14 protein-coding genes are annotated in these 13,477 nt (G+C 72.3%); 3 read left to right on the top strand and 11 right to left on the bottom strand.

The genetic code is table 11. The features are described from left to right. Positions 1-63 precede the first annotated feature (63 nt). The 7 genes from hemB to BMY61_RS17870 all read right to left on the bottom strand — a co-directional run bounded on the left by hemB (position 64) and on the right by BMY61_RS17870 (position 7,197). Positions 64-1,050, bottom strand: a complete 987-nt coding sequence (gene hemB / locus BMY61_RS17900) for a porphobilinogen synthase (protein ID WP_042452047.1) — start codon at positions 1,048-1,050, stop codon at positions 64-66. 141 nt (positions 1,051-1,191) lie between these two features. Then, on the bottom strand, positions 1,192-2,874 hold the full coding sequence (locus BMY61_RS17895) for a bifunctional uroporphyrinogen-III C-methyltransferase/uroporphyrinogen-III synthase (protein WP_075003955.1): 1,683 nt from the start codon (positions 2,872-2,874) through the stop codon (positions 1,192-1,194). Continuing rightward, a complete protein-coding gene (hemC, locus tag BMY61_RS17890; protein ID WP_075003954.1) occupies positions 2,871-3,872 on the bottom strand; it encodes a hydroxymethylbilane synthase in 1,002 nt (333 codons plus the stop codon). The genes BMY61_RS17895 and hemC overlap by 4 nt, the downstream gene beginning before the upstream one ends. Then, positions 3,869-5,176, bottom strand: coding sequence for a glutamyl-tRNA reductase (locus tag BMY61_RS17885; RefSeq protein ID WP_042452050.1), 1,308 nt, complete (start codon positions 5,174-5,176; stop codon positions 3,869-3,871). Before BMY61_RS17885 ends, hemC begins: the two co-directional genes overlap by 4 nt. Then, positions 5,173-5,952, bottom strand: a complete 780-nt coding sequence (locus BMY61_RS17880; protein ID WP_042452052.1) for a redox-sensing transcriptional repressor Rex — start codon at positions 5,950-5,952, stop codon at positions 5,173-5,175. Before BMY61_RS17880 ends, BMY61_RS17885 begins: the two co-directional genes overlap by 4 nt. Positions 5,953-6,053: 101 nt before the next feature. Further along, on the bottom strand, positions 6,054-6,782 hold the full coding sequence (locus BMY61_RS17875; RefSeq protein WP_042452055.1) for a 3'-5' exonuclease: 729 nt from the start codon (positions 6,780-6,782) through the stop codon (positions 6,054-6,056). A gap of 136 nt (positions 6,783-6,918) precedes the next feature. Further along, on the bottom strand, positions 6,919-7,197 hold the full coding sequence (locus BMY61_RS17870; protein ID WP_042452057.1) for a glutaredoxin family protein: 279 nt from the start codon (positions 7,195-7,197) through the stop codon (positions 6,919-6,921). Between the two features lie 94 nt (positions 7,198-7,291). Between BMY61_RS17870 and BMY61_RS17865 the strand changes: the two genes are divergently transcribed. From BMY61_RS17865 to BMY61_RS17855, 3 genes are all read left to right on the top strand, one after another. Then, on the top strand, positions 7,292-8,158 hold the full coding sequence (locus tag BMY61_RS17865) for an HAD family hydrolase (protein WP_042452060.1): 867 nt from the start codon (positions 7,292-7,294) through the stop codon (positions 8,156-8,158). Between the two features lie 369 nt (positions 8,159-8,527). Further along, a complete protein-coding gene (locus BMY61_RS17860; RefSeq protein ID WP_042452062.1) occupies positions 8,528-9,322 on the top strand; it encodes an ECF subfamily RNA polymerase sigma factor, BldN family in 795 nt (264 codons plus the stop codon). Between the two features lie 165 nt (positions 9,323-9,487). Then, positions 9,488-10,678, top strand: a complete 1,191-nt coding sequence (locus tag BMY61_RS17855) for a DUF5667 domain-containing protein (RefSeq protein ID WP_042452065.1) — start codon at positions 9,488-9,490, stop codon at positions 10,676-10,678. Between the two features lie 43 nt (positions 10,679-10,721). Here BMY61_RS17855 and BMY61_RS17850 read toward each other — a convergent pair whose 3' ends face one another. The 4 genes from BMY61_RS17850 to BMY61_RS17835 form a co-directional block, all read right to left on the bottom strand. Next, a complete protein-coding gene (locus BMY61_RS17850; protein ID WP_042452068.1) occupies positions 10,722-11,786 on the bottom strand; it encodes a lysophospholipid acyltransferase family protein in 1,065 nt (354 codons plus the stop codon). After that, on the bottom strand, positions 11,783-12,850 hold the full coding sequence (locus BMY61_RS17845; protein WP_042452070.1) for an NAD-dependent epimerase/dehydratase family protein: 1,068 nt from the start codon (positions 12,848-12,850) through the stop codon (positions 11,783-11,785). Before BMY61_RS17845 ends, BMY61_RS17850 begins: the two co-directional genes overlap by 4 nt. A 112-nt stretch (positions 12,851-12,962) precedes the next feature. Further along, positions 12,963-13,061, bottom strand: a complete 99-nt coding sequence (locus tag BMY61_RS17840; protein ID WP_003948845.1) for a 30S ribosomal protein bS22 — start codon at positions 13,059-13,061, stop codon at positions 12,963-12,965. 168 nt (positions 13,062-13,229) lie between these two features. After that, the gene (locus tag BMY61_RS17835; RefSeq protein ID WP_037602249.1) at positions 13,230-13,439 is read right to left on the bottom strand and encodes a helix-turn-helix domain-containing protein; all 210 of its coding nucleotides are present in this window, start codon (positions 13,437-13,439) and stop codon (positions 13,230-13,232) included. Positions 13,440-13,477 lie beyond the last annotated feature (38 nt).

The raw sequence follows: 13,477 nt of genomic DNA, 5'->3' as shown, positions 1-13,477 counted from the left end.
TCTCCGACTCCCGGGCCCTGCTTGGTTGTTCAGGATTGCATCAGCCGTTGTGCAACGCTGGGGTCAACTGTTTCGGAGCCACTGAGCCACCTCGGTGCCCCAGTAGGTGAGGATCTGCCCGGCGCCGGCGCGGCGGATCGAGGTGAGGGTCTCCAGGATCATCCGGTCCCGGTCGATCCAGCCGTTGGCCGCGGCGGCCTCGACCATCGCGTACTCGCCGGACACCTGGTAGGCCGCGACCGGCACCGGGCTGTGGTCGGCCAGCTGGCGCAGCACGTCCAGGTAGGCCATCGCGGGCTTGACCATCACCAGGTCCGCACCCTCGGCAACGTCCAACTCCAGCTCGCGCAGCGACTCCCGGGCGTTGGCCGGGTCCTGCTGGTAGGACTTGCGGTCGCCCTTGAGTGAGGAGCCGACGGCCTCGCGGAACGGCCCGAAGAACGCGGACGCGTACTTCGCGGTGTAGGCGAGGATCGACACGTCCTGGTGCCCCGCCTCGTCCAACGCCTCACGGACGACCGCGACCTGACCGTCCATCATGCCCGACGGGCCGACCATGTGGACCCCGGCGTCGGCCTGCACCCGCGCCATCTCCGCATAGCGGAGCAGGGTCGCGTCGTTGTCGACGCTGCCGTCCGCGGCAAGGACGCCACAGTGACCGTGGTCGGTGTACTCGTCCAGGCACAGGTCCGACATGACCACGACCTGGTCGCCGACCTCCGCGACGACGTCGCGGATCGCCTGCTGCAGGATCCCGTCCGGGTTGGTGCCCTCGGAGCCGACCGCGTCCTGCACGGCCGGGACGCCGAACAGCATGATGCCGCCGACGCCCGCGGCAGCGGCCTCGTTGGCGGCCTTCTTCAGGGTGTCACGGGTGTGCTGGACCACGCCGGGCATGGAGCTCACCGGGATCGGCTCGGTGATGCCCTCGCGCACGAACATCGGCATGATCAGCTCGGCGGGGTGCAGACGCGTCTCGGCGACCAGCCGCCGCACGGCGGGAGTCGCACGCAGTCGTCGCGGGCGGATGTACGGACTCTCGATTCCCATTGCTGCGCCTTCTTCTGATCGTTCAGCCAGGCAACCACCCAGGGGCGCGGGGAACTGCGCGCTCAGCCCTCTACCGACGTAGACGGTCGCTCGCGCAGCTCCCCGCGCCCCTGAACAGTGCAACTTCCCTCAGCCCAAAGGCTAACGCGCCTTCCGACGCGACCCGGGCCGCCGCTCGGAGGGCCGGTAGACCGGCTCGCCCGCCTCCAGCGCCGCGTCGCGGCGCGCGCCGCCGAACTCGGCCAGGGCCTCCGCCAGCGCGTGGACCGAGGGGGCCGGGGCGAGAACGTCCACGCGGAGCCCGTGCTCCTCGGCGGTCTTGGCCGTCGCGGGGCCGATGCAGGCGATCACGGTCACGTTGTGCGGCTTGCCCGCGATGCCGACCAGGTTGCGGACGGTCGAGGACGAGGTGAAGATCACCGCGTCGAAGCCGCCGCCCTTGATCGCCTCGCGGGTCTCCGCCGGCGGCGGCGCCGCGCGGACGGTGCGGTAGGCCGTGACGTCGTCGACCTCCCAGCCGAGCTCGACCAGGCCGGCGACCAGCGTCTCCGTGGCGATGTCCGCGCGCGGCAGCAGCACCCGGTCGATCGGGTCGAAGACCGGGTCGTACGGCGGCCAGTCGTCCAGCAGGCCGGCCGCGCTCTGCTCGCCGCTCGGCACCAGGTCCGGCTTCACGCCGAAGTCGACCAGGGCCTGCGCGGTGGTCTCGCCGACCGCCGCGACCTTGATGCCGGCGAAGGCCCGGGCGTCGAGCCCGTACTCCTCGAACTTCTCGCGCACGGCCTTGACCGCGTTGACCGAGGTGAACGCGATCCACTCGTAACGGCCGGTCACCAGGCCCTTGATGGCGCGTTCCATCTGCTGCGGGGTGCGCGGCGGCTCGACCGCGATGGTCGGCACCTCGCTCGGGACGGCGCCGTAGCCGCGCAGCTGGTCGCTGAGCGCGCCGGCCTGGTCCTTCGTCCGCGGGACGAGGATGTTCCAGCCGAACAGCGGCTTCGTCTCGAACCAGGACAGCTCCGCGCGGCGCTCGACCTGCTCGCCGACGACGACTATCACGTTGCTCGCCGGGTCCACCGGGGCCGAGACCGGCGACGGCAGCACCTTGGCCGCCTTCAGCTCGGCCGCGATCGTGCCGAGCGTGCCGCACCAGGTGCGCTGGCGGGTCGTGGTGCCCTCCAGCGTGATCGAGACGGGCGTCTCGGGCTTGCGGCCGTGGGTGACCAGCGCGGCGGCGGAGGCCGGGACGGAGCCGAGGACCGTGCGGACGACGAGCGTCGACTCGCAGGCGCCGAGGTCGGCCCAGACCGACTCCGCCAGCAGGCCGCCGCAGTCGACGAAGCGGACGTCCGCGCCCTGCGCGCCCGCGCGCAGCGGCACACCGGCGTAGGCGGGGACACCGACGGACTGGGCGACGCCGGGCACGACCTGGAAGGGGACGTGCGCCTGGGCGCAGGCCAGCATCTCCTCGGCGGCCCGGCCGTCGAGGCCCGGGTCGCCGTCGACGGTGCGGACGACGTGCTTGCCACCGCGGACGGCGCCGAAGAAGCGGGAGACCGCGGCGCCGCCGTCGCCGCCCAGCACGCCGCCCTCGTCGAGGACGAAGGCGTCGGAGGCGTCGGCGGCCTGGTGCACCTCGACCTGCGCGGGGCAGTGGGCGCGCACGGCCGCGGCGGTGAGCGGGTCGGCCACCAGCACGTCGGCCGAGGCGAGCACCTCCACCGCGCGCAGCGTCAACAGGCCGGGGTCACCGGGGCCGGCACCCAGGAAGGTGACCTGGCCGACGGGACGGCGCGGGGTGTCGGGACTGGCGGTGGGGCTCACTTGGCTCGCTCCCCCATGAGGCCGGCCGCGCCGGCGGCGAGCAGGCGTGCGGCGAGGCCGCGTCCCAGCTCGTCGGGGGCGTCGTCGCCGGTGGTGGACATCTGCACGACGGTGGCACCGTCGACGGTGCCGACGACGGCCCGCAGGGCGAGTTCGTCGGCCTGGGTGGTGGCTAGCGCGCCGACCGGCGCGGAGCAGCCGGCCTCCAGCGCGGCCAGCAGCGCGCGCTCGGCGGTGACGGCGGCCCGGGTGGGCGCGTCGTCGAGGACGGCCAGGGCGGCCGCCAGCTCGGGGTTGGCCGCGGAGCACTCGATGGCGAGGGCGCCCTGGCCGGGGGCGGGCAGCATCACGTCGGTGTCGATGACCTCGGTCGCCTCGGCGAGGCGGCCGAGCCGGTTCAGGCCGGCGGCGGCGAGGATCACGCCGTCGAGCTCGCCGGAGCGGACGTAGCCGATCCGGGTGTCGACGTTGCCGCGGATCGCGACGGTCTCGACGGCCAGGCCCGAGGCGGACGCCCAGGCGTGGAGCTGTGCCATCCGGCGCGGGGAGCCCGTGCCTATGCGGGCCGGGTGGAGCGGGTCGCCCTTCTCCAGCAGCTCGGCCAGGGTCAGCCCGTCGCGCGCGACGAGCGCGTCGCGCGGGTCCTCACGCAGCGGGACCGCGGCGAGGACGAGGCCCTCGGGCGCGGCGGTGGGCAGGTCCTTGAGAGAGTGCACGGCGAGGTCGATGGTCCCGGCGAGCAGCGCGTCGCGCAACGCGGAGACGAAGACGCCGGTGCCGCCGATCTGGGCGAGGGCCTCGCGGGAGGTGTCGCCGTAGGTGGTGATCTCGACCAGCTCGACGCGGCGGCCGGTCGCCGCGGCGACGGCCTCGGCGACCATGCCGGACTGGGCCATCGCCAGCGCGCTGCGCCTGGTGCCGAGCCGCAACGGGGGGAGCTCTTCGGTGGGGAGGCTTCCGGAGGATGGGGGCACACCCGTGCCCGTCTGACCCGTCATGAGATCATCCTGGTAGTGCTGACGGCCTCAACGGCCATGGGATCGAGGTCGAACAGTTCGCGCAGCGCCTCGGCGTAGGAGGCGCCGCCGGGTTCCCCGGCCAGCTGCTTGACGCGGACGGTCGGCTGGTGGAGCAGCTTGTCCACGACGCGGCGGACGGTCTGCTGGATCTCCGCGCGGGTGCGCGTGTCCAGGCCGGGGAGGCGTCCGTCGAGGCGCTCCAGCTCGGTGTTGACCAGCTCGGTGGCCATGGCGCGCAGGGCGACGACGGTCGGCGTGATCGCGGCCGCGCGCTGGGCGGCGCCGAAGGCGTCGACCTCGTCGGCGACGATACGGCGGACCGCGTCGACGTCGAGGGCGCCGGAGTCGGCGTGCTGGGCGGCGGTGGCGAGGGTCTCCAGGTCGACCAGGTGGACACCGGGCAGGGCGTGCGCGGCCGGGTCGACGTCGCGGGGCATGGCCAGGTCGAGCACGGACAGCGGGCCGGCGAAGGCGCTGCGCTTGTCGGCGGCCAGGGCGAGGTCCTCTGCGGTCAGCACGATCCCGGCCGCCCCGGTACAGGAGATGACGACGTCGGCCTCGGCGAGCGCCGCGCCGACCTCGTCGAAGGGGACGGCCCGACCGCCGAGCTGTTCGGCGAGGCGCTCCGCCTTCTTCTGCGTGCGGTTGGCGATGACCAGTTCGGCCACGCCCTCGCGGGCAAGGGTGGCGGCGGCGAGCGAGCTCATCGAGCCGGCGCCGACGACCAGGGCTCTGCGTTCCGCGACGGGCCCGGCGACGGCGGCGATCTGCTCCAGGCCGAAGGTGACCAGGGTCTGGCCGGCCTTGTCGATCGCGGTCTCGCTGTGGGCCCGCTTGCCGACCCGCAGGGCCTGCTGGAACAGCTCGTTGAGGCCACGGGCGGCGGTGTGCTGGTCCTGGGCCAGGTGCAGCGCGTCGCGCAGCTGGCCGAGGATCTGGCCCTCGCCGACGACCATCGAGTCCAGGCCGCAGGCCACCGAGAAGAGGTGGTGCACGGCGCGGTCCTCGTAGTGCACGTAGAGGTGCGCGGTGAGCTCGTCCAGGGCGACGCCGGAGTGCTCGGCGAGGAGCGTGGACAGCTCGGCGACGCCCGCGTGGAACTTGTCCACGTCGGCGTAGAGCTCGATGCGGTTGCAGGTGTTCAGCAGGGCCGCCTCGGCCACCGGCGTCGCCGCGGCGGCGGCGTGCAGCAGCCGGGACGGCTGGTGTCCCGTCAGCGCGGCCCGCTCCAGCAGGCCGACCGGTGCGCTGCGGTGGCTCAGTCCCACGACCAGCAGACTCATCCCGCCGCCTCCTCGAGTTCGGTGCCCTCGGAGACTACTGCGGCGGACGGGGTGGCAGGGACCTCTTGGTCGGCGTCGTCCAGGTCGTCGCCGGCCTTGCGCTGCTCGTGGAAGGCGAGGATCTGCAGTTCGATGGAGAGGTCGACCTTGCGCACGTCGACGCCGTCGGGCACGTTCAGCACGGTCGGCGCGAAGTTGAGGATGCTGGTGACACCGGCCGCGACCAGGCGGTCGCAGACCTGCTGGGCGGCGCCGGGCGGGGTGGTGATGACGCCGATGGAGACCCGCTCGGAGCGGACGATCTCCTCCATCTCGTCGGTGTGGCGCACCGGGAGGCCCGCGACGAGCTGGCCGCTGAGCGCGGCGTCGGCGTCGAGCAGGGCGGCGACGCGGAAGCCGCGGGAGGCGAACCCGCCGTAGTTGGCGAGGGCGTGGCCGAGGTTTCCGATGCCGACGATGACCACGGGCCAGTCCTGGGTCAGGCCCAGCTCGCGGGAGATCTGGTAGACGAGGTACTCGACGTCGTAGCCGACGCCCCGGGTGCCGTAGGAGCCGAGGTAGGAGAAGTCCTTGCGCAGCTTCGCGGAGTTGACGCCGGCCGCGGCGGCCAGCTCCTCGGAGGAGACGGTGGGGACCGAGCGCTCGGACAGGGCGGTGAGCGCGCGGAGGTACAGCGGCAGCCGGGCGACCGTCGCATCGGGGATGCCCCGACCCCGGCTGCGGCGGTTGGACGCGGCAGCGTTGGGGTTGTTCTGAGTGGATCGGCCAGTTGCCACGGTGCTCCTGAGGGTGAAGCTGGGCTGCGAACGCCAGGCTATGTCTTTGTGAACGCGTGCACAAAGATGGTGTCCGTTTTGTCCGGCAGGAGTGACACGCATCACGCCCATTCCCCCCGAGCCGCCGGACCCTGGGCCGGAACGCCGTACGGTACGGCGCACGGTACGCCGTACGCACCGGGCGCGACGACAGCGGAACGATTCTGCGTGCGCACCACGTCCGCCCGGCGGCGCAGCTTGGGCCACGCCGTGCGCTGGGCCCCCTCCACCATCGCCCGCACCGGTTCGACCCCGCCGGCCGGGGTGCCGAGACAGCAGCGCAGCAGGCGCGCGGTCGCGCGGGCGTCACCGAGGGCGGTGTGCGCGGGGAAGTCGGGCAGCCCGAAGGCGGCGGTGCAGGCGCCGAGGGAGCGGCCGGGGAGCTGCTCACCGAGGACACGCTCGGTGAGCGCCATCGTGCACAGCGTGGGCATCTCCGGCACGGCCACCCCGATCCGCGCGAACTCCCGTACCAGGAAGCCCAGGTCGCAGCGGACATGATGGCCGACCAGGATCCGGCCGCGCAGCAGGTCGGACAGGTGCGGGGCGATCTCGCGGAAGTCGGGGGCGCCCACCACCTGCTCCTGGGCGATGCGATGCACGGCGGTCGGGCCGACCGGGCCGCCCGGGTCGATCAGGGTGCTGAACTCGGCCTCGACGCGCAGCAGCGGGTAGTCGAGGAGCACGACGCCGACCTCCACCACACGGTGCCGCCAGGGGCTGCGCCCACTCGCCTCCACGTCCACGACCGCGAACCCGCGAGGGGGTGGCGTCGTGGTCGGGGGCTGCACGGGAGGCTCCTTCCGGATCGTCCCCCCACGGCACAAAACCCCTCGATGGTAAGCGCACTAACGGCGCATGGCTAACCCATTACAACGGGGTGAACCGGACATATCTTCCGGCTGTGATCGGCTGTGGTCCCAATCGTTATGCGCCCAGTGCCTTTCGCAGGCGCGCGGGGTCGACCTTCCAGAAGTCGTGCTGCCTGCCGTCGATCAACGTGACCGGGATCTGCTCCCAGTACGTGCGGAACAGCTCCTTGTCCTCGTTGATGTTCAGCTCCTCGACGGCGAAGCCCAGCTCCTCGGAGAGCCGCAGGACCACCGCGCGGGCGTCCTCGCACAGGTGGCAGTCGGGCTTGCCGATCAGCGTCACGACATGGTCGGCGGGCTGCTTGGTACTACGACGCGGAAGAAGAGGAGCCATGCAGCCATTCTGGACCTCACGGGGCGCACAGAGTTAACTGCTCCTCCACGCTGCGGATACAGGTTTCCGGCCGGTATCTGGCTATGCTCGCGGCATGGCCAGGCAGCGGAACACCACGCGACTCGCGGGCGAAGCGTCCGCGGAGGCAGCCGCGGAGCAGGACCGACCCGGCGGCGAGCTGTCGGTCGACCCCGCCGCGGGCGCGTTCTTCGACTGCGACAACACGATCATGCAGGGCGCGGCCATCTTCTACCTGGGCCGGGGCCTGTACAAACGCAAGTTCTTCTCCAGCCGCGAACTGGCCCGCTTCGCCTGGCAGCAGGCCTACTTCCGGCTGCACGGCGCGGAGAACGCCGGGCACATGGCGGACGCCAAGGAGAGCGCCCTGTCCATCGTGCAGGGCCACCGCGCGGCGGACCTGGAGGCGATCTGCGAGGACGTCTTCGACGAGTTCATGGCCGAGAAGATCTGGCCGGGCACGCGCGCACTGGTGCAGATGCACCTGGAGGCGGGCCAGCGGGTCTGGCTGGTGACCGCGGCACCGCAGGAGGCGGCCCGGGTCATCGCGGCCAGGCTCGGCATGACCGGTGCGCTCGGTACCGTCGCGGAGACCATCGACGGCGTCTACACGGGCCGCCTGGTCGGCGAGCCGCTGCACGGCCCCGCGAAGGCCGAGGCGGTCAAGGCGCTGGCCGCCCGCGAGGAGCTGGACCTGGCCCGCTGCGCGGCCTACAGCGACTCGGCCAACGACATCCCGATGCTCTCCCTCGTCGGTTACCCGTACGTGATCAACCCGGACGCCGAACTGCGGCGCCACGCCCGGCGCAACGGCTGGCGGGTGCGCGACTTCCGCACCGGCCGCAAGGCGGCCCGGGTCGGCATCCCGGCCGCGGCCGGCCTCGGTGCGGCGGCGGGCGGCACGGCCGCGGCCGTCGCCCTCTACCGCAACCGGCACCGCTGAACCGAGCGCCGGGCGACGCCGAACCGAACCACCGGGCCGGGCGTCGCACCGCGCTTTCGGCGCGGTGAGCGCCCTGCATGCCAACTGACCGGTTCTGACCGGTCGCTGCTCGCGCAGTTGCGCGGGATTCTCTTGCCGCGCGCCCGGGAACGCCCCGTGATCCGGTCAGCCCCGGCCCGGCACGCGTCAACTCCGACCAACCGGACGCCAACTGACCGGGGCATAGTCGGTCACATTCTGCCACTGAGGGGTAACGGATGTGACTGAAGCGGTGAATTTGGCAACAGGGTGTAGCTGTTGTTGCACGAAGCGTTATCCTCGTGCAGCGGTCCCCACCCTGCACGTCACAGTCCTGCCTCTGGGAGTCCCGTGTACCCACACGTCCGGAACGACGCCGGCCTGGCCCTGCTGCGCAGCCTGGTGCGCCAGGAGCAGCTGCTCCCGGCCCCCCTCCTCGCGGTCGCGGGCGGCCCGGTCGTCGCGCCTCTCGCGCCGCTGCCGACGCCCGTCGTGCTGCGCACCAGGACCACGGCGGCCGCGGGCGCGCGCACGGGCGGCACCACCGGGACGAGCGCCGGGACGAGCAGCGGGGCGGGCTCCGGCTGGGAGAGCCCGGCGGGCAACCCGATCATGGCCCTGGTCGAACGGGCCCAGGACGGCGACGGCGAGGCCTTCGGCCAGCTGTACGACCACTACGCCGACACGGTCTACCGCTACATCTACTACCGGGTCGGCGGCCGGGCCACGGCCGAGGACCTGACCAGCGAGACCTTCCTGCGCGCGCTGCGCCGCATCGGCACCTTCACCTGGCAGGGCCGCGACTTCGGCGCCTGGCTCGTGACCATCGCGCGGAACCTGGTGGCCGACCACTTCAAGTCCAGCCGCTTCCGGCTGGAGGTCACCACCGGCGAGATGCTGGACTCCAACCAGGTCGAGCCGAGCCCGGAGGACTCCGTGCTGGAGTCGCTCTCCAACGCGGCCCTGCTGGAGGCCGTACGGCGGCTCAACCCGCAGCAGCAGGAGTGCGTCACACTCCGCTTCCTGCAAGGGCTTTCGGTCGCGGAGACGGCCCGGATCATGGGCAAGAACGAGGGCGCGATCAAGACCCTGCAGTACCGCGCCGTCCGAACCCTCGCCCGGCTGCTGCCCAGCGATGCGCGGTAGACGGTCGGGTACGGCCGAGTGCGTAACCCTCCCCTCTCACAATCGTTGCGCAGGATGCAAGGCCCAATTCCGGGAACTGCTTCACCCTTTCGGGTGGATCGTGGCGCGACGGTGCAACCTGCCGATCGGCCGAACAGTCGATAACGTCGAGAGGAGGTGCTGCCCATGACAGCGAACGTGCTGGAGTTCCGTCGGGCGAGAGCCTTCGCCGACGCCGTGGATGCCCGGGAGGCCCGGTTCGACGAAGAGCCCGGCGAGGGACAGTACGACCATATGCTCGCCATGGTGACCACCCTGGCCACCGTGTCCGGGCCGAGCCTGGACCCGCAGGTACGGCTCACACAACGCGCGCTGCTGGTCGCCGAGTTCGAGCGCGCCTTCGCCGGCGGCGGTGGCGCCGCCGCGGTGCCCGCCCAGCGCTCCCGCCGCGGCTCCCACCGCGCGGTACGCCCCGCGGCGCTGTGGCCGTCCACCCGCTGGGGCCGCCGGCTCGCCGTGGGCGGTCTGGCCTCGATGATGGCGCTGGGCACGCTCGGCGGCGTCGCCGCCGCCGCCACGAACTCCCTGCCCGGGGACTCCCTCTACGGGATGAAGCGCGGCCTGGAGGAGTGGCGGTTCAACCTCGCCGGGACGGACGAGGAGCGCGGCAGGCTGCTGCTCGACGAGGCCTCCACCCGCATGGGCGAGGCCCAGCAGCTGATGAACCGCGGCGGAGCCGGGGCCTCCCACGGGCTCAGCCCGCAGACGATCGCGGACCTCGACCGTGCCCTGTCCGACATGGACGCCGAGGGCAAGCGCGGCCGCGACCTCCTCAACGCGATCTACCTGCGCAGCCACTCGCTGGCCCCGCTCCGGCAGTTGGCCGGCTTCGCCGCCGTGCAGAGCCAGGCGCTGGACCGGATCGAGCCGCAACTGCCGGACCAGCTCGACCCGGTGGCCACGCAGGTGCGCGGCCTGCTCTCCGGGATAAGGCAGGAGGTCACCCCGCTGCTGCCCGCCCAGTCGGGCGGCGCGTCGGCCACCTCGCCGGACGGCGGTGGCGGCTCCGCCTCCCCGTCCGCCTCGGGGAACGTGAACGCGCCCTCCGGACCGACCACGTCGGGCACGGGCGCCATGCCGAGCGGCGCCTCGCCGTCGTCCGCCCCGTCCGGGCAGACCACCTCCGGCACGGGCAGCCTCGTCGGCGGCAGCGGCCTCGGCAGCGTCGGCGGCCTGCTCGGTGGCTCCACGCCGTCCTCGGCCCCGTCCACCGCACCGAGCGCGTCGCCGTCCGGCTCGGGAGGCACCGGCCTGACGATCCCCCCTTTGGTCGGGGGCTTGCTGCCGGGTATCGGGATCGGGGTCTCGGGCAGCTAGCTTCTTGAGGGGTGCGGGGTCCGCCCCGCACCCCTCACCCATGTCAGAAGAACACCGAGCGGCGCTGCACCAGCATCCGGTAGAGCGTGTGCTGGACGGTCTCGCGGACCTGGTCGGTCAGGTTGAACATCAGCATCGGGTCGTCCGCCGCCTCCGGCGGGTAGGCGTCCGTGTGGATCGGCTCGCCGAACTGGATCACCCACTTGGTCGGCAGCGGCAGCGCACCCAGCGGGCCTAGCCAGGGGAACGTGGGCGTGATCGGCACGTACGGCAGCCCCAGCAGCCGGGCCAGCGTCTTCGCGTTGCCGATCATGGGGTAGATCTCCTCCGCGCCCACGATCGAGCACGGCACGATCGGCACCCCGGCCCGCAGCGCGGAGGAGACGAAGCCGCCTCGACCGAAGCGCTGGAGCTTGTACCGGTCCGCGAAGGGCTTGCCGATGCCCTTGAACCCCTCCGGCCAGACGCCGACGATCTCGCCGTTCTCCAGCAGCCGCTGCGCGTCCTCGTTGCAGGCCAGCGTGTGCCCGGCCTTGCGGGCCAGCTCGCCCGCGCCGGGGAGCACGAAGACCAGGTCCGCGGCGAGCATGCGCAGATGCCGACCGGCGTGGTCGTGGATCGCGACCTGCGTCATCAGTGCGTCGAGCGGCAGCACACCGGAGTGGTTCGCGACCACCAGCGCCCCGCCCTCGGCCGGCAGGTGTTCCGCGCCGCGCACCTCGACCCGGAAGTACCTGTCCGCGATCGGGCGCATCAGGGAGAGGAAGACCTGCTCGGTCAGCTCCTGGTCGAAGCCGAACTCGTCGATCTCGTAGTCGCCGGTGAGGCGCCGCCGCAGGAAGGCGAGACCGTTGGCGGCGCGCTGCTCCCAGCCGTTGCCGAGCAGTCGGCCGGCGATCCCGCCGAGCGGCCCGGACAGCGCGTTCCCGACGGCCTGCGCGACCGCCTCGGCGGCGTGGGGGGTGGCGGGCCCCGCGGACCCCTCGGGCGCTTCGGACCCCTCGGGCGCTTCGGCGGGGTGCGGCACGGTCGCGCCGCGGTGCTTGGTGATGGGGATGACCTTGGCCTCGCGCTCCTCGCGCCAAGCCTGCTCCCGGGCCGAGCTCATCCCTGCGTCCTCTCGATCGTCTCTGGCGTCACCTGCAGCGTCCGGGCGACCCGGTCGGTCCACGCGGCCACCCGCGCGGGCGGCAGCAGACCGGGGCCCTGTGCCGCGGCGAGGCAGGCGAGCGCCTGCTCGGTGGTGTAGGCGGGGGTGTAACCGAAGGTCTCCCGCAGCTGCGTGGTGTCGACGACCCGTCCGTGCGTCAGCAGGCGCAGCTGCTCCGGGGAGAAGTCCAGCACGCCGGTGCGGCGGGCCAGGCCCGCCATGAAGCTGACCGCCTGGAGCAGCATCGGCACCGTCGGCTTGCCGAGCCGTCGCGCGGCCTGGGAGAGCAGCATGACGCCGTCCCCGGCCACGTTGAAGGTGCCGCTGTTGGTGGTGCCGCGCCGCGGGTCGAGCGCGGCCAGCCGCAGCGTCTCCACGGCGTCGTCCTCGTGGACGAACTGCAGCCGGGGGTCGAAGCCGAGGACGGTGGGCAGCACCGGCAGTGCGAAGTACTCGTTGAGGGGCGTGTCCGCGTCGGGGCCGAGGATGTTGGCGAAGCGCAGCACGCCGACGGCGACGTCGGGCCGACGTCGGGAGAAGCCGCGGACGTAGCCCTCGACCTCGACGGCGTCCTTGGCGAAGCCGCCCGTCGGCAGCACCTTGGGCTGCATCCGCTCCTGGAAGACGGCCGGGTCGCGCGGCGCGGAGCCGTAGACGCTGGTCGTGGACTTCACCACGAGCCGCCTGACGCTGGGTGCCTTCTGCACGGCCGCGAGCAGCTGCATGGTGCCGATGACGTTGGTCTCCTTGACCGCGCCGCGGCTGGTGGAGCCCAGGGTGGTGGTGCTGACGTTGAGGTGCACCACGGTGGTCACGCCGTGGTCGGCTATCACCCGGGCCACGACGGGCCGGCGGATGTCGGCGCCGACGAAGGTGTAGGGCGCGGCGCCCCCGATCGGACGGGAGGGCGGCTGCACGTCGACGCCCACGACGAGGTCGACGCCGGGCTGGTCTCTGATGACCTGAGCGAAGCGACTGCCCAGGTGTCGGCCCACCCCGGTGACCAGTACGACGTTCCCCACGGCGCCTCAGCCCCTCACGACAGATCCCTCACGACCGACATGGAAAAGCCGCCCGCACCAGACAGTACTGTCGGTGCGGGCGGCTGGACACCTTCGGCGTGGCCGAGTGGTGTTACTTCTTGTTGCGACGCTGGACGCGCGTGCGCTTGAGAAGCTTGCGGTGCTTCTTCTTGGCCATACGCTTGCGGCGCTTCTTGATGACGGAACCCATGGGAACCTCACTCACTGGACTAACCCGCGAGTGCGGGCAACCGGGTCCAAACGATTGATGGAGGCCAACAGACTACCGAAATCTCCCCGCGAAACGTAATTCGGCCCGACAGCCGCCACGTGGAGCGGGCGCCGGGCCGAACTTCTCGCGGGGTCGTGCTGTCGGTTCCTACGCGGTCTCCCGTCCCACGTAGGAGTCGCGGAGGTAGTCGTGCACCGCCTGTTCGGGTACCCGGAACGACCGCCCGACCCGGATGGCGGGCAACTCGCTGCTGTGCACCAGGCGGTACACGGTCATCTTCGACACTCGCATCACCGAGGCGACTTCCGCCACGGTGAGGAAGTTGACCTCGTTCAGAGGCCGCTCTCCAGACGCCATGACAACACCGCACCTTCTCCGTGTGACGGGCACCGGCT

Source organism: Streptacidiphilus jiangxiensis (assembly GCF_900109465.1).
GTDB lineage: Bacteria > Actinomycetota > Actinomycetes > Streptomycetales > Streptomycetaceae > Streptacidiphilus > Streptacidiphilus jiangxiensis.
The sequence above is the reverse complement of the archived record's forward strand: the minus strand, read 5'-3'. Positions and strand labels throughout refer to the sequence as shown.